At 33.3% G+C, this 20,456-nt stretch carries 22 protein-coding genes; 6 read left to right on the top strand and 16 right to left on the bottom strand.

Going from position 1 to position 20,456, the window contains the following annotated elements:
* Nucleotides 1-28: 28 nt before the first annotated feature.
* The 12 genes from HM990_RS09555 to HM990_RS09505 all read right to left on the bottom strand — a co-directional run bounded on the left by HM990_RS09555 (nt 29) and on the right by HM990_RS09505 (nt 10,849).
* Nucleotides 29-1,462, bottom strand: a complete 1,434-nt coding sequence (locus HM990_RS09555) for an amidohydrolase family protein (protein ID WP_178988718.1) — start codon at nt 1,460-1,462, stop codon at nt 29-31.
* Between the two features lie 140 nt (nt 1,463-1,602).
* Complete coding sequence (locus tag HM990_RS09550) at nt 1,603-2,535, bottom strand: NAD(P)-dependent alcohol dehydrogenase (protein ID WP_178988717.1); 933 nt, start codon at nt 2,533-2,535, stop codon at nt 1,603-1,605.
* Between the two features lie 116 nt (nt 2,536-2,651).
* Entirely contained in the window at nt 2,652-3,044 is a 393-nt protein-coding gene (locus HM990_RS09545) for a hypothetical protein (RefSeq protein WP_178988716.1), read from the bottom strand.
* A 113-nt stretch (nt 3,045-3,157) separates the two neighbouring features.
* Nucleotides 3,158-3,775 carry a hypothetical protein gene (locus HM990_RS09540; RefSeq protein ID WP_229719425.1) on the bottom strand — a complete coding sequence of 206 codons (618 nt, stop codon included), beginning with the start codon at nt 3,773-3,775 and terminating at the stop codon, nt 3,158-3,160.
* 273 nt (nt 3,776-4,048) lie between these two features.
* Nucleotides 4,049-4,174: a hypothetical protein gene (locus HM990_RS19930; protein WP_262886566.1), complete on the bottom strand. Its 126-nt coding sequence runs from the start codon at nt 4,172-4,174 to the stop codon at nt 4,049-4,051.
* Nucleotides 4,175-4,469: 295 nt separating this feature from the next.
* Nucleotides 4,470-5,036: a hypothetical protein gene (locus tag HM990_RS09535; protein ID WP_178988715.1), complete on the bottom strand. Its 567-nt coding sequence runs from the start codon at nt 5,034-5,036 to the stop codon at nt 4,470-4,472.
* Between the two features lie 37 nt (nt 5,037-5,073).
* Nucleotides 5,074-5,676 (bottom strand): hypothetical protein, encoded by a 603-nt coding sequence (locus HM990_RS09530; RefSeq protein ID WP_178988714.1) that lies wholly within the window; start codon nt 5,674-5,676, stop codon nt 5,074-5,076.
* Nucleotides 5,677-5,933: 257 nt separating this feature from the next.
* Nucleotides 5,934-7,667 (bottom strand): helix-turn-helix domain-containing protein, encoded by a 1,734-nt coding sequence (locus tag HM990_RS09525; protein ID WP_178988713.1) that lies wholly within the window; start codon nt 7,665-7,667, stop codon nt 5,934-5,936.
* Nucleotides 7,668-8,169: 502 nt separating this feature from the next.
* The gene (locus HM990_RS09520; protein ID WP_178988712.1) at nt 8,170-8,319 is read right to left on the bottom strand and encodes a hypothetical protein; all 150 of its coding nucleotides are present in this window, start codon (nt 8,317-8,319) and stop codon (nt 8,170-8,172) included.
* 61 nt (nt 8,320-8,380) lie between these two features.
* Nucleotides 8,381-9,112, bottom strand: coding sequence for a hypothetical protein (locus tag HM990_RS09515; RefSeq protein WP_178988711.1), 732 nt, complete (start codon nt 9,110-9,112; stop codon nt 8,381-8,383).
* 45 nt (nt 9,113-9,157) lie between these two features.
* Nucleotides 9,158-10,243 (bottom strand): acyltransferase family protein, encoded by a 1,086-nt coding sequence (locus tag HM990_RS09510; protein WP_178988710.1) that lies wholly within the window; start codon nt 10,241-10,243, stop codon nt 9,158-9,160.
* Between the two features lie 12 nt (nt 10,244-10,255).
* Entirely contained in the window at nt 10,256-10,849 is a 594-nt protein-coding gene (locus tag HM990_RS09505; RefSeq protein WP_178988709.1) for an ankyrin repeat domain-containing protein, read from the bottom strand.
* Nucleotides 10,850-11,409: 560 nt separating this feature from the next.
* Between HM990_RS09505 and HM990_RS09500 the strand changes: the two genes are divergently transcribed.
* A complete protein-coding gene (locus HM990_RS09500) occupies nt 11,410-13,509 on the top strand; it encodes a helix-turn-helix domain-containing protein (protein WP_178988708.1) in 2,100 nt (699 codons plus the stop codon).
* A gap of 293 nt (nt 13,510-13,802) precedes the next feature.
* Here the strand turns inward: HM990_RS09500 and HM990_RS09495 are convergent, their stop codons facing one another.
* Nucleotides 13,803-14,765, bottom strand: coding sequence for a D-2-hydroxyacid dehydrogenase (locus HM990_RS09495; protein ID WP_178988707.1), 963 nt, complete (start codon nt 14,763-14,765; stop codon nt 13,803-13,805).
* 294 nt (nt 14,766-15,059) lie between these two features.
* Here HM990_RS09495 and HM990_RS09490 point away from each other — a divergent pair, with 294 nt between their 5' ends.
* Complete coding sequence (locus HM990_RS09490; RefSeq protein ID WP_178988706.1) at nt 15,060-15,335, top strand: hypothetical protein; 276 nt, start codon at nt 15,060-15,062, stop codon at nt 15,333-15,335.
* Between the two features lie 171 nt (nt 15,336-15,506).
* Here HM990_RS09490 and HM990_RS09485 read toward each other — a convergent pair whose 3' ends face one another.
* Nucleotides 15,507-15,944, bottom strand: a complete 438-nt coding sequence (locus tag HM990_RS09485) for a BLUF domain-containing protein (protein ID WP_178988705.1) — start codon at nt 15,942-15,944, stop codon at nt 15,507-15,509.
* A gap of 237 nt (nt 15,945-16,181) precedes the next feature.
* On the opposite strand from HM990_RS09485, the gene HM990_RS09480 reads away from it, so the two are divergent.
* From HM990_RS09480 to HM990_RS09465, 4 genes are all read left to right on the top strand, one after another.
* Nucleotides 16,182-16,547: a hypothetical protein gene (locus HM990_RS09480; RefSeq protein WP_178988704.1), complete on the top strand. Its 366-nt coding sequence runs from the start codon at nt 16,182-16,184 to the stop codon at nt 16,545-16,547.
* A gap of 130 nt (nt 16,548-16,677) precedes the next feature.
* Entirely contained in the window at nt 16,678-17,982 is a 1,305-nt protein-coding gene (locus HM990_RS09475; protein WP_178988703.1) for a GIY-YIG nuclease family protein, read from the top strand.
* Between the two features lie 272 nt (nt 17,983-18,254).
* Nucleotides 18,255-18,707 carry a ferritin-like domain-containing protein gene (locus tag HM990_RS09470; protein WP_178988702.1) on the top strand — a complete coding sequence of 151 codons (453 nt, stop codon included), beginning with the start codon at nt 18,255-18,257 and terminating at the stop codon, nt 18,705-18,707.
* Nucleotides 18,708-18,916: 209 nt separating this feature from the next.
* Nucleotides 18,917-19,765, top strand: coding sequence for an SDR family oxidoreductase (locus tag HM990_RS09465; protein ID WP_178988701.1), 849 nt, complete (start codon nt 18,917-18,919; stop codon nt 19,763-19,765).
* A 53-nt stretch (nt 19,766-19,818) separates the two neighbouring features.
* Here HM990_RS09465 and HM990_RS09460 read toward each other — a convergent pair whose 3' ends face one another.
* Together HM990_RS09460 and HM990_RS09455 are read right to left on the bottom strand one after the other, a co-directional pair.
* Entirely contained in the window at nt 19,819-19,986 is a 168-nt protein-coding gene (locus HM990_RS09460) for a hypothetical protein (RefSeq protein ID WP_178988700.1), read from the bottom strand.
* 75 nt (nt 19,987-20,061) lie between these two features.
* On the bottom strand, nt 20,062-20,448 hold the full coding sequence (locus HM990_RS09455; RefSeq protein WP_178988699.1) for an MgtC/SapB family protein: 387 nt from the start codon (nt 20,446-20,448) through the stop codon (nt 20,062-20,064).
* Nucleotides 20,449-20,456 lie beyond the last annotated feature (8 nt).

The raw sequence follows: 20,456 nt of genomic DNA, 5'->3' as shown, positions 1-20,456 counted from the left end.
TGATTTCATATACATTTTCAGCAGTAGTTTATTTTTCAATGATTAAGTTTTCCAAATACCTAAGCGCAGTAGCCATTAAATTCTTTCGATTTTTTGCTTTTTCATTAAAAGAATCTAAAGCCGCTCTATTTAATTTTCGGCCCTTTACAAAAACATAGGTGGGATTTTTAAGTGCAGACAATGAAACAAGTGGGTTTTTATCCACTAATAACAAGTTGGCCATCTTGCCTTCTTCAATAGTTCCAAGTTGGTTCATCATTGCGTGCGTTTGGGAAGCATTTACAGTAGCGGTTTTCAAAACTTCGTAATTGGAAAGGCCAGCTTCTTTGTAAAAGGCCAGTTCTTTATGAATTGAAAACCCTGGAAGCGTAACGCCAATTCCTGCATCAGTTCCACAAATTATAGGGACTCCTGCTTCATGAAGTTTTTTAACAATAGTTACATGGAAGTCATGCTGACTTTTAATCCTTTCAACAGTTGTAGGATCCTCTTTCTTGGCATTATACCACCGATCGAATTGTTTTTTGCTATCGTCCATTTTAATGAGTGGATTCATATAATTCAATGGATCTGAATCTAAAATTGAATCATTCATCATCATTTGATAGATATTGTTGAATACAACAAGGGTAGGGGAATACCTTGTGTGTTTAAACTCTGAAATAGAATCAACAACAGATTGAAGCTTAATGGAATCTAAATCAAACTGCAAAGGTTGCTGTACAATTTCTTCGGCATGTTCAATGGATTTGATCTGTGAATTCAAATGATATGAAAATGGTACTTTTTGAGAAGGGTGAGCAACGATATCCATTTCAGAAATTTTGGCTTGTTCAATCACTGCATCAAAAACTGCTTTATCCAATCCATAATAGGTTTTAATGAAATCGTAACCTCTGTCTTTATATGAAATCACCTTGTCTTTAGCTTCACTCGGAGTATTTAGATTTAAGTTGTCATCACCAATGAATTCTGAGCCTGTTAGTTTTGGTCCTGTTGTAAAAAACGCTGGTGAAAAAATATTTTCTTCCATTACATCTTCTTTAATTCTTAAATGCATCGGCATGCCCCAAAGATTTCGAACGGCTGTTACACCATTTGATAGGTAAAGCCCGAGTTCATATCTGTCCCACACATGCACGTGCATATCGATAAGTCCTGGGGTGAGATACTTATCGTCTCCGTCAATAATTTCGATGCCTTCGACTTCAATAGTGTTTGCAATCTTTTCGATAATTCCTTCTTTTATGTACACCATTTTACCAACTAAAACAGTGTCCTGATTCATTGGAATCACATTGACGTTCTTAATGAGATAAGAATTACTAGATATTGATTCATTCTTATTAATCTCGAGATAATTTGTGCCTGATGAATCAATCCAAAGTGTAATGATTCCTACTAGCACAAGCAAGCCGATGAGAGCGAAGACAATTTTTAAAATTCGTTTTACTATTTTCATTTGTATAAATTTAAACAACGGATTATATCAGTTAAAAATAAGTAGTAGTTGTGATTTAAAAAACATTTTTTGTTCGTTTACTGACCTGACCATTCAGCAGCTAATTTATTTATTTATAAGTTGATAAAATCCATAACCAGCTAAATAGTGATCACCACATTTCCTCTTTTATGACCCTTCTCAACATATCTATGAGCTTCGGCCATTTCTTCTAAAGAATATACTCTATCAATAACAGGTCTAAGTTTCTCTTGTTCTGCTAACCTTTTTAAATTAGAAAAAGCTTCTTTTGGCGTTGATGGCGTCCCATGATCGATGGATATATATTTGCCATTCGAAGTCAATGCTTTTTTGCTCTTTTCTTTTAGTATCGATGATTTCGAATGGCCTACAGCATCAATCACATATTTATATATTTCTAATTGTTTTTCAGCATTTTCTAAGGTGTAGTCAATCAGCTCATCACTACCTAAAGATTTTACTAAATCGAAGTTTCTACCACTACAAACACTAGTGACATGAGCACCCAAATGCTTCGCCAATTGAATGACCATTGTGCCTATACTTCCTGACGCTCCATAAATTAAAACATTGTCGCCTTTGTTTATACTCGTCTTTTTTAATAAATGAGAAGCAAGCAAACCACCATAAGGAATCGCTGCAGCTTCCGCAAAACTAAGATTTACAGGTTTTAATGTAAGATTCCAATCTTCTGGTAAACAAATATATTCTGCATAAGAACCAAAACGGCGTTTGGTAGGTGAGATGGAACCATATGCGAAAACTTCATCTCCTAAATTAAAAGATGTAACTTCCTTGCCTTTTTCCTCTATAACACCTGATGAAACCATTCCTAGAATTGGATTTCTTGGCTTTCCAAAACCAAATATGAGTTGAAGTATAAATTTGGGAATCATGGGTTCATTCATTCTCCGAATAAGAACATCACTTGTAGTTACTGAAGTAGCACATATTTTTATAAGTACTTCATTAGATTTTGGTATTGGTTTTCTAACATTACTGAGCACCAGATTTTCTACATCGCCATACTTTAGACATTCTATTGCTTTCATAATTAAAATTTTTTACTACAAAGTTGATACAAATAGAACTATTAAAGGTTCGTATTTGTAAAACAGAACAAATCCAATTATTTTATTAATTTCTCCAATTTATTGTCAGGGTTATTTTACTTTTGTGTTTTTGTCGGATTAGTTCTAAAGACATAGACAAAAAGTATTGCAAAAATCACATACACTGCTGTGAGAGAAATGACAATTTCTGAATGTGATTGAATTTTAGAAGCAATTTTAACTAGTGCAATTGCTCCAACCCCAAAATGCATTAGATTTCCAATTGCAATAGGTCTATTATAAATCCCTCCAATTAACGTTCCTTTAGCCATCCAATTTAAAATTCCAAAACCCAGGTATAATGCACTCATTATTTTCAAAAAGAGTGTAGTAATAATATTTGGCTCGACATTTAGATATTCCACCATTTCATTTGGTAAAAAAGAAAGAAGGATTCCAATAAAGGCCAAAAATAAGGCACTTGAGGTCATTAATATTTTGGTGTTCATTTTTTTTTATTTAGGACCAATTACTAGTTAGTAGTCTTAAATTAAACATTGTTACTAATTATTGCCAACTAAATAATATATTTATCAATCATTATTTTTAGTGATATTCAACCTTATAACCAGCTAAACCCTAAGCCTACATTAAAGATTAAGGCATCTCTATCTGCATTTCCATCTAAAGACACACTGCCCAAAACTAATTTGGATTGAATATTGAGCGCGAAATTTTTCTTTTTGTAAATCTCGTAACCTGTGCTTGCCATAACAGCACAACCAAAGTCCCAATCGTCATTTACGTCGTCTTTAATATCATATAGTGCGGGCGAATCTATTGCTAAACCAATTCCACCATGTATCCACCAACGCTCTTTGACCCAATATTGTAGCGATGGAATGAACCCTCCAAAATTTCTATCATTATCCTGAAATTCATAAATATTTCCTGGCATAGCAGCAGTAATAGCGAGTCTTTCATTTAACATATAGCCCAACTTTAAATCTGGAAAAACAAACGTTCCTTGAGATTTGTCGAATGTTTGAATACCTGCACTATCTTCTATACTGATTAGACCGCCACCTACTACAAATTCTACAATAAAACCTTCTCTTTGTGTTGTTATTTCGGAATTTGTGTTTTGTGCATATGTTACACTAGATACTAAGGCAAAGGCTACACAAGCCATTCTTGATAAGATTTGTTTTTTGATTGTTTTCATTTTAATTGATGTCATAATTGTTCGTTTTTTGATTGTTTTGATTGATGTTATTATTCTAAATTAAATTTTAGCTCTTTCTGTTTCTAATGGATAGTGTCATAAATTTGGAAATATTACACTTACTTAAAAATGTTGGGTCATAAGGAGATTTTAAAGTACCATCATTTTAAGCGCAGGTATTAAATGAACAGATGCAGAGTTCTGAGCTTGATCAGTCCGTAAAAGAGCGTAGGTTGAAGCTATCCCATAATGTATTTCTGTTGAGGGTTTTTGTTATAAGGCTGCATATTATTCTTGTAATGCAGGCATCAGCAATTCTTTATTTTTTAAACTATCAGCCTGTCGCGTAAAATCTTGGCCGTAATTTGTTCCTAATATTCCAATAAATAAACTAAAAATAAATACTTTTTTCATGATGATTAAAATTTATATGAATAGACAAATTTATACCGTTTAATATTTTGTAGATCATTTAAAAGGCAGTTAACCAATTTATTACAGGGTTTAACAAGTTTAATTTGGTTTTCTGTTTTTTGATTTAGCATTTTGGCTATTGATTATGATTGTTCATTTAACTAAACTTAATTTTCATTAGTTTGTATTGAATGATTATTGTTCAAAATTAAATACAAACCTTAACGACACTTGTGCTGAGCTTGTGACATCTTTATGACATTTATGTCAACACAGAGACTTGTTTTTGTTTATGCTATAATTTATACCCTATTCGCAAGTGCATATTTAATTCCATTTCACTTTTGTTCTTTGAATAACCAGCGCGTTTAGCATATGTGTAACTAAATCCTGCGCCAAGTCCTGCTTCAAAATTAAAATGTTTGCCTATATGTCGCCTAATTCCAAGAGTGGGTATAATGGAAAAATCACTTACCACAGGAGCATCGTCAGTATTGAACAGAGCCAATTCTGGGTGATAACCCATTTTTAAAGCAATAAAATTACCGCTATTTCCATCAATTGGTTTTAAGTTCTCTGAGCGTTTTTTTAGGTTGTAATAGAGTCTTGGCTCCACAACGATTACAGGTGTTAGCAAAAATGGGGAATCATAATCATCGTAAAAAGTAGATTCCCAAACACCAAAATCAAAACCAAGTTCTGTTCTCAGTGCTATGGTATTTGATAGTTTTGCTTCATTATATGCCCAGATTCCTAAAACTCCAGTTTGTAATCCGAATATTGATTTTTCTACACTTGTGTTTTGAGATTTGGCGATTAATGTTAGTCCGCACAAAGTCAAAGTAATTAAAGTTTTTTTCATAATAATTTTAGATTTAAATAAATTTGTAAATTCAACCTTAAAACCAGCTAAAGCCTAATCCTACATTAAAGAGTACTGCATCTCTGTGTGCGTCTCCGTCTAAAGACACACTACCAAGCACTAATTTTGACTGCACATTAAGTGCAAAGTTTTTCTTTTTGTAAATTTCGTAACCTGTGCTTGCCATAACAGCACAACCAAAGTTCCAATCGTCATTTATGTCGTCTTTAATATCATATAGTGCAGGCGAATCTATTGCTAAACCAATTCCACCATGAATCCACCAACGATCTTTTACCCAATATTGTAGCGATGGGATAAAACCTCCAAAATTTCTATCATTATCCTGAAATTCGTAAATATTTCCTGGCATAGCAGCAGTAATAGCGAGTCTTTCATTTAACATATAGCCCAACTTTAAATCTGGAAAAACAAAGGTTCCTTGAGATTTGTCGAATGTTTGAATACCTTCACTATCTTCTATACTGATTAGACCGCCACCTACTACAAATTCTATAATAAAGCCATCTCGATGTGTTGTTGTTTCTGAATTTGTGTTTTGTGCATATGTTACACTGGATACTAAGGCAAAGGCTACACAAGCCATTCTTAATACAATTTGTTTTTTGATTGTTTTCATTTTAATTGATTTCATAATTGTAAATTTTTTTGATGGTGCAAATTTGAGGTATAAGAAGACTGTAAACGTCCGAGATTATAATTTCGGACGAATTCAAGTATTAAAATGAAAACTGTTTGAATTTTAAATTTGTTAGGCTAACTCTAGTGGTGTATAAGAATAAAATAATTTTCAAATCTAAACATTAAGAAAAGGGAAAGCGTCTAAAAATTAATTTAGCGTGTTTTAAACTGAGGTAAAAGACCTATAACTCTTCGCTATTTAGTATTAGATTTTACCCATTTACTAGGTGTAATGCCCTCTATTTTTTTGAAATAGGTGTTAAATACGCTTTTAGAATTGAAACCACTGTCATAAGCTAAGCCAAGAATAGTTAAATGCGAGTTTTTTGGGTCTATAGCTATGGATTTAAAATGATTTAAGCGATACGAATTCACAAAGTCATTGAAATTAAGATGAAAAGCTTTATTGATTACGTAGGATATTTTATTGGTATTTAATTCAAACACATCAGCCACGAATTTTAAACTTAATTGTGGATTTAAGAAAGGTTCGTCCTCTTTAAAATAAGAACCTAATTCCTCTTTTAGCGTTTCTATTTGTTGAGCATCTAAAATGATTGGTGATGATTTTTCTTCGTCTGTTTGATGGCAATCAACGTCTTCAATGGACAAATTAGACTTGTGTAGCTCTGAAAATTCTTTGATATTATGTAAGGGTTGTAAAAAAGGTTCTTGCCTATAGTTTATAACTTGTCCACGTCTTTGCTCAATCATTTCCTTTAAGCGTGTAAACCCTTGGTCTATAGAACTTGAATTGCTTAAAATAAACACATCATAGGGAACTGGCATCGTTTCTTCGTTTTGAGATTGTACCCATTTTGTAATCATTTGTTCCGGAACTTCAACATCCTTATTGTTGATAAGTTGAAATAATAGATTTTTCTCCTCTTTTAAAGTAGTATCCTGAATACAATATTGAAACTGTTGACTTCTGTTTAGCCATATTAAACAGAAACATTTCAAATGATGTGCTAATGCTAATTCAGTATTAAGTGTTAGAGCGTAGTTTACATTTTCTAATGCTTTATCAAACTTTCGTTGGTAGTAGTAAATGCTAGCTAATGTGTAATGGTTATTTGCGGATAGCGGATCTACTTCTAATAATCTGTTTGCATACGTTAAAGCCTTATCAAAAAATCCAAGTGCTATAGAAAGCTCTGTCATAGCTTCTAATCCATCAATATAATTAGGATTAATATCTAAAGCTTTTTCTATATGTATATATGCATTTTTAAAATCCCATTCACCCCAAAGAAACTTTCCTACAAAAGAGAGTGGATATTCGGGTAGTGCTGTTTCTATTTCTTTGGCTATTAATAGATTGCCAACAGCTAAATCCATAGCTTCTTGGTAAGGCATATAACCCCAAACGGCCAATAACCCATAGCATTGTAAATTGGCATAATAAGCTTTAGCGTAATTTTTATCTAAGTTAATCGCTTGATTATAGTATGATATTGCTTCATTTAGACTTTCTGGTGTCCATTTTAATTGCAATGAACGCCCTTTTAAAAATAATTGATAAGCCTCGACATTATTTGTAGGTTGTTTAATTAAATGGTCCTGCACTTCAAAATGCCCAAAATTGTTTCGGACTTCATCTGCTATGGCAAGACTCACTACATCTTCCAATTCGAAGATATCTATTAATTCTCTATCGAATTTTTTAGACCAATATTGCGTACCGTATTTTGTATCTATCAATTGCCCTGTTATGCGAATGCTATTGTTTGATTTTCTAACGCTTCCTTCTAAAACAGTAGCCACACCTAATTGATTACCAATATGTCGAACATCAATGTTTTTATTTTTAAATGCAAACGAAGACCGTCTTGCAATCACCTTTAATCCTTTTATTTTTGATAAGGCATTAATTATTTCTTCTGCAATACCATCACAGAAAGATTCGTTTTCAATATCATTACTCATATTGACGAATGGCAGTACTGCTATAGATTTCTGGTCAATCAAACTCTTAGATCCTTAAAATAAAAGATAAATATAAGTCAATTAACTCGTGTACAGAATATAAAAAAACAAGTTTGAGCAATTTTATGAACAGGTAAAACTACCTATTAGCAAATCTCTAGATAAAACTTTAACTATTGTGCTTTATGCATCAATTAAGAGGCTCTAAAACCAACTTGATATTTCTTTTAATGCTATTGAGGAAAACGTTTGCTCTATCTATTTGATATTCATCAATCTTTGCTGTTTCGCACTCTTAAAAAAAATGATCTAAGTTTTCTAACTGTACAACTTTATAGTTTTTGTTATTTTATTTAATTTGAGCATTTCGTATCGCATTTTGATTTAAGATGGCATCTACTGGTGTAACCTTATAACTATTTGAAGACAATACTGGGATTTTTAATTTTTCAAATTCTTCGTTTTTTGATTGATGATTTATTTTGTAATCTCAGTTGTTGCATTAAGATTTTTTTGAGTATTCTAACGCGGCACCAATGGCAATTCCAATAGGAAGCCACAAAGCTATGTTTGAGGTTAATAAGCCTACTGATACACCTGAAACTATGCCTATTGCAAGTCTAATTCCTTTTTTGCTTTTAATCAATTTCATAATTGTTTGTTTTTTGATTGTTTAAATTGATGTTTACTACTCGATATCAAACTTTTCTGAGTTATTCATTTGTATTTTGTAAGTCAGCATAAGTGTTTCTCAGGTTTTTTAATGATGCAATGGCATTACTGTAAGCCGCTCGATTTTGTGCAATTGTAGTCATCCTAGTTAAAACCATATTTTCGAAATAAATGTCTTTTTCGTAAGTGTCTGAAGAAATGCCCATATCCCTAAATTTTACGTTACGCATCAAAAAATTTTCATAATAGGCCTCAATGGCCTGTTGTTCAGAAGATTCAAGTTTCTCAATAGGGTTAAAGGTTTCGTAGGTTTCAGAGATAGCATTACGTAAACTTAAATCGTCAAATAATTTTAAATCACCAGAGAATTTTAAATTTTCATAGGTTATCATAACTGGATAAAACTTCTTAGACATAATTAAATAGAATGATTTTGTAGATAATCTCGGGTTATCATAATCTTTATACAATAAAATTTTGAATACGGTATCTAACTCTTTGAGCATTGTAGCTGCCTCATTATCCAAAATAGTGAGCTTGTTTAGGTTGCGATCGGCTTCATCATGTAACTGAATTATGTATGAATTCCGCAATTCTAATTTCTTCTCATTATTTGAATGTTCGTTGATTGCCAACGCAATAAGGATTCCGACAATAACTAGAATAATTTCTCCTGCTGCATAAGCGATATAGTTGGCGAACTTACCTTCCTGTAGGGCAGGTGGGTTTTTAATCAGCATTTCTCGTCTAATTTTTCTAAATAATTTAATCATGGCTTAGTGGTTTGTTAAATTGAAACACAACGTTTTGGATATGACTCAAATCTTTTCAAATTTTGGCTTTACGACGCTTTTAAATTTCCATTTCAACCCAAATAAAGGTCTTAAGATGGCTATTCTTTTTAGGATGAATTCATAAATTAGAAAACAGACTATAAAAGTGAATACTGTAATTCCTATAAACGCTAGCAAAGGATGAAGATTCAATGGCAGGATGAACAATGCACCTGCAAATAATACAAACATGTGAAGAATATAAACAGGATAAACAGCTGCACTCAAATAGCTGAGTAAGGCACTTGGTTTATTAAGGTAACGATATCCTATGCCGAATAAACCTAATATCCAAGCATTAGATTCTATGGTGGTGATATACATATTTGATAAAGACTCAAACCCTGTGAAACGAATCACGAAGAGAATGGTTGCCAAACCGATATACAACCATTTCCACTTTGAAACGGTTTGCCAAAATACGTTACCGCTATACACAAACAAAAATCCAAAAAAGAAAGCAAGCAACCCTATAAAAAATCCATGCCAGGTTTGAGCGTATAGTTCAAAGAGTTGTGGTTTAACAGCACCTATTTCTAACATAAAAAATCCAGAGATCAATAATGGGCCTATAGCATAGGTCATGACTTTTGAAATGGCTTTCCTAAATTTTCCATTTTCATTAGTCTTCAAGTAGAAAAAAACTGGTGACAACACTACGACATAGAAAAAAATATTTCCTAAAAACCAGAGATGTCCCATATGCGGAAAATAACTCAATGGCATATTATAGTATTGCTGAAAAACTAAAAAATGTAATGGCGTAATAGCCAAAATTCCGAACACAAAGGGTAAGAGAATTCGTTTACCGCGCTCTATTAATAGTTGCTTCCAATTTCTTTTTTTCATGGCAAAATACAGTCCCATTCCCGATACAAAAAAGAGTAATGGTATCCGCCAAACATTGAGCATCGTCATTGGTTTCCAAAGTCCTTCTAAAGCGTCTTCACTTCTTATAAACCCTATAAACATAGCCCAAGGTTGAAATATAATGGCTATATGATATATCAGTAATAAACCTATAGCAATGACTCTGAGCCAATCAATATCGTATCTTCTTTCTGTTGTCATCTTGTTTTATGTTTATTGAAGCATCATTGCTACAACAGGAAGTGCTTTTTGTAATTCATTAAGATCTAATGTAAATCCCATTGGTTTTAATTGTTGAATTAGCATTTCATAGATAGGTTTCATTTGAGCAAAATCTACCATTGCTGTTTCTCTTGCTGTAGCTCCATAATTATTACGTACAGTTTTATCTGCTTTGGCATCAATAAGTAATTGTACAATTTCGATTCGTCCAAAAAATGCTGCAGTGTGTAAAGCCGTTCCGCCATCATTATTTTTTATAGACAAATCTGCATTGGCATTGATCAGTACTTTAGCGATTTCAGGTTGGTTAAATGTGGCTGCTGACATTAAAGGTGTAGAGCCAGACATTGGTTCTTTTTGATTAATATCTGTCCCAGCTTCAATATGTTGCTTAACGGCTTCCAAATTCCCTGTAAGGACAGCGCCATGAATATCTATACTCGGTTTGTCAACTGTTTTGGTTGTTTTAGCCGAATCATTTGAACTTATTTCTTTGTTAGATTGTGCGCATGAACTTGTTAATAAAAGCGTCAAGACTACCGTCTGAATGGTCATTCTAAGTGAAGTGTTTTTAAGTGTTTTCATAATTTAAATTTTTAATGATTAATAACTTGATTTTTGTTTTACAAAGATGCGACACTAACCTAATTGACTGATAATCCGCATGAAGCCTATTGTGTCAAGTTTGATGAGCGGTTGAAAACTATGACGCAGAAGTATAAATTATGACGCAAGCAACTGTTTTTTACTAACTAACTTTGAACTTTAAGCAGTATAGTGTTTAAATAAAAATTTTTTAGTAAATGACAAAAATAGAAGTAATTGATTTTTTTGCCACGAATACACGAATCTTATATTTGCGATTAATGAAGGTCTATAAATCTTAGGAACAGACCTAAGGTCTGTTTCATTTGTGTAATAGATAGTCAATTTTTTTATAATATAGAAAACGAGTGAATTCGTGTATTTGTGGCTAAATATATAGTGATTAATAAGTAATGCTTTATCATAAACTCCCAACAATGTATTCGAAACGAAATTATTAACACGAATTCTTTTCCCTTCGGGAAATTGAAAATATACGTACTAACAATTTTTTCATATACTAAATAAAAATCTCTAAATTTGATACAGTACGAAACATCATGTCTAACATCTCATATCAAGGAAAATTTATTGAGCAAGCTGAAGCCCTTGTTTTAGAGCATATCTCTAATGAGCAATTTGGGGTTTCAGAATTGGCGGAGCTCATGAATATGAGCCGATCAAACTTGTTGCGGAAGATTAAGAAACAGACACAAGGTAGTGCTAGTCAATTTATTCGTGAAGTTCGGCTTCAAAAAGGGATGACATTGTTAAAAGAAACGGAATTTACGGTTTCTGAAATTGCTTATCAGGTGGGTTTTAGTAATAATTCCTATTTCATCAAATGCTTTAGAGACTATTATGGGTATTCGCCAGGTGAAGCTAGAAAAAAACTTGGTGAGCATGTTGAACTAGAACCAGAAGATAATCAGGACACAGAAGCTATTGAAGTTACCAAAAAAGGGGGTTTCCACCAGTACCGAGTTCATCTCATACTGGGAATTCTCTTGGTTTTAGTCTTAGCGGTATTCTTGTTTTTTCCTAAAGAAACACTTCATACTGATAAAGAAGATGCTGATTTTAAGACATCAATAGCTGTATTACCGTTTAAGAATATGAGTAGTGATGCTGATAACCTGTATTTTGTGAACGGACTTATGGAGTCGACACTAAACAATTTACAAAAGATAGAAGATCTCCAAGTTATCAGTAGAACATCCGTCGAAAAATATAGAGATACCGATAAGACCATCTCAGAAATCGCAGAAGAACTCAAGGTCAATTATTTGATTGAGGGCAGTGGGCAACGCTCAGGTGATCAGGTTTTGTTGAATATCCAATTGATTGATGCTTCAAACGATACACCAATTTGGGCAGAACAGTACAACCATAAAACGGAAGACATTTTCTCCGTGCAAAATAGGGTTGCCAAAAAAATTGCGGAGGCTATAAAAGTGACCGTGACACCAGCTGAATTACAACAAATAAATAAAAAACCTACAGAAAACGTATTGGCCTATGATTATTATTTAAAAGGGCTCGAGCAAATTCAAGAAGCGACTAAAGCGGGCTTGGAAACTGCTATTTCGTTATTTGAAAAAGCGATAGAAGAGGACCCTCAATTTGCACTCGCGTATGCTCAGATTGCGATATCATACTATTATTTGGACCTAAATCAAGCGGAGAAACGGTATACAGATATTATAAATAACAATGCAGATAAAGCGTTGCTATATGATTCTAAATCTGCCGAAAGTCTTATCGCTAAAGCCCTTTACTACATCAATATAAATGAGTTTCGCTTAGCTATCCCTCATTTAGAAAAAGCCTTAGACTATAATCCCAATGCGTCTTCTGTGGTTCAAATACTTGCCGATTTGTATTCACGAGCCATTCCTGATACAGGTAAATATTTGGAATATGCCTTAAAAGGTTTACAACTTGATATTGAAGCGAATGATTCCATAAGCAAAAGTTATATGTATTTGGCCTTAAGTAATGCCTTTGTTCAAAATGGTTTTACAGAGGAAGCACAGAAGTATATAAAATTAGCTTTAGATCATAACCCTCAGAATTATTACGTGCCTTTTTTAAACGTGTTTATACAATACACACAGCATCAAAATATGGAAAAGACGACAGAAGCTTTACTGAAGGAATGGAAAAAAGATACCACACGATTGGATATTATGCAAGAAGTAGCAAAGTTCTATTATTTTCAGGAAAAATATGATAGTGCCTTTTACTACTATAATAAGTTTGAAAAAATCAAGAAAAAAAATGGGCTGAATATGTATCCACAAGAAAATTTAAAAATTGGATTGGTATACGATAAAATGGGCTTCCATGACAAAGCTGAAGACTATTATAAAGCCTATGCTGAATATTGTGAAAATGATCAATCTATTTACCAACCCGCTAGTTTGGCCATAAAGTATTTGCACGATGAAAAACCCGATCTTGCTATAGAGCAGTTAAAACTGTTTGCGACTAAAACTAATTATCAATATTGGATATTGTTATTTCTTGAAGAAGATCCCTTAATGAAATCCTTGAAAAGTCACCCAGATTATGAGGCCGTTATTCAAAAAATTAACGATAGATTTTGGGACAATCATAATCAATTGAAAACGTCTTTAGAGGACAAAAGACTTATATAACCCTATTGATTTTATGTAATGTTGTTAAGTGTAGTGTTGTGATTTTATGAATCTAAATAATAATTGTTCTGAATTTGTAATGTCTGGTGTTTAAGAGTTATAAATCTTACTATTTGACTTTCTGTAACTAGAAATTAGTGCTGTTTTTCATTCTATATTTACCACGTTAAGCTTATTTGCTTTTATAGTTTTGCTATAAGCTCATTTTAAGACTGTTTTAAATATGCAGTGACTACGCTATAGCTTGTTGTTAAAAATTTTAATTTCAAAAAAGCATTCAAAAAAATCAATACTTAAGGCTTTACAACATTAACCGGTTGGTCGTTTAGAAATGCTTTAAGATTTTCGATGGCCGTAGTCATCAGTCGTGTTCTAGAGGCTTTTGGTGCCCATGCGATATGTGGTGTGATGATACAATTTTTTGCTTTTAAAAGTGGATTGTCTTCGGTAATGGGTTCGGTTGACACCACGTCTACAGCGGCATACGCCAATTGACCTGAGTTTAAAGCGTCTTTGAGATCCTTTTCTACAATTAATCCGCCACGTGCTGTATTAATAAGCATGGCGCTGTTTTTCATTTTAGCGATTGTGGTTTTATTGATTAAACCTTCGGTGTCATCTGTTAACGGTAAATGCAAACTTACCACATCAGACTGTTTTAGGAGTGTATCCATATCAACCACTTTTATAGCCGTTTCCGTTTCGGGTTTATTACTGCTTGGGGTCGTTATAATTTTCATTCCAAAGGCCTCAGCCAACTTAGCGGTGGCGCGTCCTATACTTCCAAAACCAATGATTCCCATCGTTTTGCCCTCTAATTCAATCAAAGGATAGTTCCAAAATGAAAAGTCCTTACGGTTACGCCATCCGCCACGTTGTACTGCGCTATTGTGTTCGCCTACATGATGGCACATTTCTAAAAGTAAAGCCATGGTAAATTGTGCCACTGCGGTTGTGCCGTAGGTTGGGATATTGGTCACTATAATATCTAATTCTTGGGCAGTGTCGATATCCACATTATTGTATCCTGTGGCGAGCAAGCCTATATATTTTAATTTTGGTGCTTTCTGTAAAATCGCTTCTGAAATTGGGGTTTTGTTGGTCAATACAATTTCGGCATCACCAATAGCTTCGATTATTTTTTTAGTATCGTGTTCGGTACGGTCAAAAACCGTTAAGTCGCCTAAGCTTTTGAAGGCGTCCCAATCCAGATCTCCAGGATTTAAGGTATAGCCGTCTAAAATGACAATTTTCATAATTTAGAATATAGAGTTAATCGAAATTATAAAATCTATTGTGGATCACCTACTTGTAAGCTGACTAATTGACTTTTTTTAAACTTCTGAGCTAAGATAGACGATGCATTTTTCTTGCGGTATCAAAATCAATTCGTACTGTAGCAATAGTTTTAAAAAAATTACTGTTGTATTACAGTAGCTGCTTGATGCGGTTAGTTTTTATTTTCAAATTGGAGTTAGGGAAGCAATTTTTCTTTAATAAAACTACAATGTTTAGCAAGGACAAAAACGAATAGCTACTAATTTTGTAGTATGCAATTCACGAGATATTTTTCTAAAGTTTTAAGAGAGAACGGTACTCCAGATATCAACGTTAACGAGTATCAACGGATGCTTAATATTATTGTCCTAGAAAATCAAATAGATATTATTAAACGCGTAAAACTCAACAACAGGCACAACGATAAAATCCGGTATATGGAAAAAGAACTGTTTGACTTACAACATAAGCTCAATTTTCTAACAAGAGAGAACAAGCCAGAACATCTATTGAAATATATGCTTAACAGCTCGCGGTTTGAACATTAAATATAGCCTTATGTATCTACGGTTTCTTAAGGAAAGCTGTGGCATTCGGTTGTTGATTTTCAAATAGTCTTTCCTGTCATTGATTTCATTACCCACCAATTAAGCGCACAAAAAAAATTGCTACAACCCAACTTTATCTAGTTGTGATTGGATTTCTATATTTAAAACGAATTAAAATATATATTCTGGAGTTTTATTAGGATCATCGTTTAAAAGTTTACCAACTGAAGTCCAAAACCTTAATAAGGTTCCAGAAAATTTTTCTGAAAATTGAGACAGCAACAAAAGGTTATTCACATATTCTGTATGTGCTGATTCGTTTGGTCTGTAGTAGGTCATATTCCAGTCTGAAAAATGCCTTTTGTCATATTGATTTTCCCATAGTAACTCCACAGAATGGTGGCGAGAATCGAGCTTAATTTTTTCAAAAACAGTATTCACTTCTTTCTGTCCACCTTCTAAAATTTGCACGAAGGCGCCATTAAGAAAAATAAGGCATCCTGTAATATCGTTGATTTTATTGACTTCATTGGCTCTAACAAGAATGTTGTCTAAATCTTCAATTTCTAGAGTAGATATCGCTTTTGAACGGTACGTTAGTTGATACATAAATATGATTAATTAAGGCAAAATGACCGTGTTAAAGCAAATCTTATCCTTTATAGGTTGCGAAGATAGTTTAATTTTAAAATATATCTATGCTTCTGCTTTATTTCAAATAAGTCCCCATAAAATTTAGTATTTTAATACCTATTATTTGCATTCGAGTTAGTTTTTATTCTATATGAGAAAATTAATTTGAAGGTTATACGCTATCTTCGAAATCAACAACAAAATATTTTAATTATGAAACAACCAGATTATAGCGATCCAAACGCAAAACACGAATTAGATTATTTAGAACTTTATGAAAAAAAGGGTTATACAGAGAATTTTCGCGTAGAAAACGGCAAACTAATAGCTTCACAGGAAAAATCGAAATTTTCGCCTGAGCAAGTCAAAATTGTTGCTGAACATCGTTACGAAGGTATGAGCAATCCCTCTGACCAATCCATTCTTTATGTTATTGAAACGGACGAGGACTGTAAAGGCACCATTATTAATTCTTATGGTCCTACTGCAAATTTAGAGGTACATGAATTCATTGAGTCCATTCCTGATGATCAGAAAGGTCATGACGAAAGTATCTTGAATCTTGATAAAGACTCCTAAGCTTTTTTTTTCAAGTTGGTGTATAGTGTTTGCTTGACTATACATATCGGGATTATTAATTATTATTCTGTCAGCTAACCTTGGATTTCTAATAATTTGAACGGCTTAAATATTACTTATTTTTGTTCGAATGAAATTTATTTATATTCAAACTTTAAAGCTGAAAAAAGGGCTGGAAATTCCCTATAGGATTTCAGTGAAGGATGTAGATGATGATGATATTCGGTTTATGACAATTGATCCTCAAGCTGAAATTCCGAAACGGATTTTTCAACGCTCCAAACTCAAGGCATCAGAAATTCTTAATTCCCCTATTTTTATTGACTTGGCGGATGAACTTATAGAACTGTTCTATGGCCATCAATTGGTTTTTTTTGATTTACTTCAATTTAAATTACTAAAATCCCAGTTTAAATCCATTGGTTATAATTTTGAAATCAAGCCCATTATAATTCGGAAGCCAGGATATGACCAATTACCGTTAAAAATTGATTTATCTAAAAACAAGTCACCGCAGTATAGTAAGGATTTTGCAGAATTGGTCTTGCAGCAAATGCACGCCTATATCACATCCCAAAATCATAATGAATCTAAGGAAGATGCTCAGCAACAGAAGGAAAACCCTAGGGACTTATCTGAATACAAATTAGCACCTGGTGTTTATTATTTTTTAAACGCATTGGATGAAGTGATCTATGTTGGGAAAGCCAAAAATATTAGGAAACGTTTGCAGAGTCATTTTTCTAAAAATGGGAAACTCTCTAATATAGATTATTCGCTTGTCAATGCTATTGAAGTCATCTATACAGGGAATGATTTTGTTGCACAGCTTATAGAATCTAAGGCTATAAAACATTTAAAACCTAAATTCAACACACAGCAAATTCATACTTCTGCACCTTATATTATAAGTCAAGGACAAACCGCTAAGGGTATTGCGAAATTAAAAATTACGAGAAAGGATTATATAGATCAGATGCCAGAGCAATATTTCAATAGAGCTTCGGTAAAACAAACTTTAGAACATTTCTGTGAAACGCATGACTTATGCAGAAAGCATTGTGGAATAGAAACCGTAAAAGGGCCATGTTCTAAATATACAAAATTGAATAAGGGCTGTGTCTGTTCAGGAGATGAATCCATCGCCAATTATAACGAGCGATTTAAAAAAGCATTTCAACTATTTCAGACCCAAAAGAAGAGAACGCTTTATAAACTGAACGGGCGACATAAAAATGAAGACGCTTTTGTTTATGCTATTAATGGTATTTATCAAGGCTATGGATTTATTGACAAGTCAGAAGCTATTAGCACCGAAAGCGATATTTTAGGGTATTTAACTGCTCAAGTCAATAATTATGACACCTCTCGAATTTTAAGTAGTTTGAAGCGATCCATTAAGGCTGAAAACATAATTCATCTAAGTGAGATTTAAAAAGGACAACATCATACATTTTACATCAGGATTTTATGAATCCAAAGGAGGTGATAGCATGTTGTAATAAAAGCCCTATGCTTTAACTTATTATTAAAACAGCTGCTTTTCTTCACATATTGACCAAATGCCATAAGATATACTTTTAGGAAATGAGCAAAGGTCTCATTTAATTCGATTAATACCCTTTAGGTGGTTTATATAATTTTAGACTAACAAATTAATAATCACAGAAAGAGATCAAAATTCTTACGACACTAAAATATAAACCTATGGGACTATTTGATGAAAAAACAGAAAACAAACTAAATGACTTAATTGAAAAGGCTTACGATGCTGAAAAAGGATTTAAAACGGTGGCAGACCATGTTGATAATCCGAGATTGAAGACGTTTTTTAATGAGAAAGCTAGAGAAAGAGGTGGGCATGTTAATGATTTGACCAATACCCTTAGAAAGAAGGGAATGGAGGTTAATCAGCACGACGGCAGTATTAGCGGTTCATTGCATAGAGCTTGGATTGACACTAAAGCTTTCTTTTCTATGGATGATGATGAATCAATGTTAGAGGAAGTTAGAAATGGAGAGAAACAAGCCATTGACGATTATGACGATATTCTTAACAACTACGACCTGAATCCGACCATAAGAGAATTACTGTTAAAACAAAAATCTGAGATTCAAGCAAGTTATAACAAAGCAAATTATTTAGAGGGGATTCATTAATATATGATTTTTCCTTAGCATGAAGAAAAGCTTGAGTAACGGCTTTGGTAATCCACCTTTTAGTCATAATTCCTAATTCTCTTAATTATGGTATATGCCAATGCGGCGTATTTTTAAATTCGAATTTTTTGGTGATGATTCGCTTTACCTTGGCAGAAAAAAGAATCTTAAAACTATGATATAAATAAAATTTAAAAAAACTGTTGAAAATGAGTAAACCAAAAGAATTTCCGACGCAAAGTCAAGAATTGCCAGGAAAACAAAATAAGATGAACCCTAAACCAGAAATCATTCGGTCTGATTATAAAGGCAGCGATAAACTAAAAGATAAAATAGCCCTAATTACAGGTGGTGATAGTGGCATTGGTAGGAGTGTGGCAGTTCATTTTGCACGCGAAGGCGCAGATGTGGCCATTGTTTATCTTTCTGAGACCGAAGATGCTAAAAAGACGAAAGCACTAGTAGAAAAAGAAGGACAATCATGTCTCATTATAAAAGCAGATTTAAAAAAAGGAAATGACTGTGAGCGGGTTGTAAAAGAATGTCTAGATAAGTATAAAAAACTTAATATTCTTGTGAACAATGCAGCGGTTCAGTTTCCTAAAGATTCTATTAAAGCTATTTCAATGGAAGATTTTGATGACACTTATAAAACTAATATCTATCCTTATTTTCATTTGGCAAAACTATCATTAGAACACTTAAATTCTGGCGATTGTATTATAAATACTAGTTCAGTTACAGCCTATAGAGGTAGTAGCCACTTAGTAGATTATGCAAGTACAAAAGGCGCTATAACGAGTTTTACGCGTTCATTGGCAAAGCAAATTGCAGATAAAAATATAAGAGTAAATGGTGTAGCACCTGGACCGATTTGGACACCTTTAATTCCTGCCACATTTAATGATGTGAGTGATTTTGGTCAGGATACACCTTTGGGGCGCGCTGGCCAACCAAGTGAAGTGGCGCCAGCATATGTGTTTTTAGCATCGAAGGATGCCAGTTATATTACGGGACAATTTATTCATGTTAATGGCGGTGAAATCATAGGCGCATAGCCCAAAAAAAAAGCCAAATTCAAAAAATATATGAATTTGGCTTCAAAGATAATTTATTCTTCTTCGGTGTTTCCTTTGTCAATGGCATCAGGTTTCCATCCATCTTCCTGCGAATTGTCTAATGGACTATGTACACTTTTGCTGCCTCTTGCCTTTTTAGTGCTGGAATCTGGAATTTCCCTGTTTCCGTTTTTATTGTCATTGGGTTTCGATTTGCTCATGTTTTAAAATTTTTATTACACATTATTCGTAAGAGTCAAGGGCTTTAATGAAACCATCCATTTATAGTTTGACTCTCAATCATTCTTCTTTTTGTATATATATTTATTTAAAAATCCGAAGATCAAATTAATAGATACAATCAGTGCGGTTGCAGTGGCTAATTCTACATACATTTTCAAAGCAGCCAAACAACCCAATCCAGCACTACACCAAATGGAGGCAGCAGTCGCTAGACCACTTACATGCTCTTTTCTTTTCATAATTACACCAGCACCTAGAAATCCTACGCCCACTATGACCTGACTTATAATTCTGCTATTGTCCACATTATCTACACCTATAAAACTATAAGATATGTTTACAAAAATAGCAGCACCCACGGCCACAAGGGCGTTAGTTTTTAAACCAGCATTTTTACTTTTTATTTGGCGCTCTATACCAATGACGACAGCGGCAACCATTGCCGCAA

This window comes from Winogradskyella schleiferi, assembly GCF_013394655.1.
GTDB lineage: Bacteria > Bacteroidota > Bacteroidia > Flavobacteriales > Flavobacteriaceae > Winogradskyella > Winogradskyella schleiferi.
This window is presented reverse-complemented; position numbering and strand designations above follow the sequence as displayed.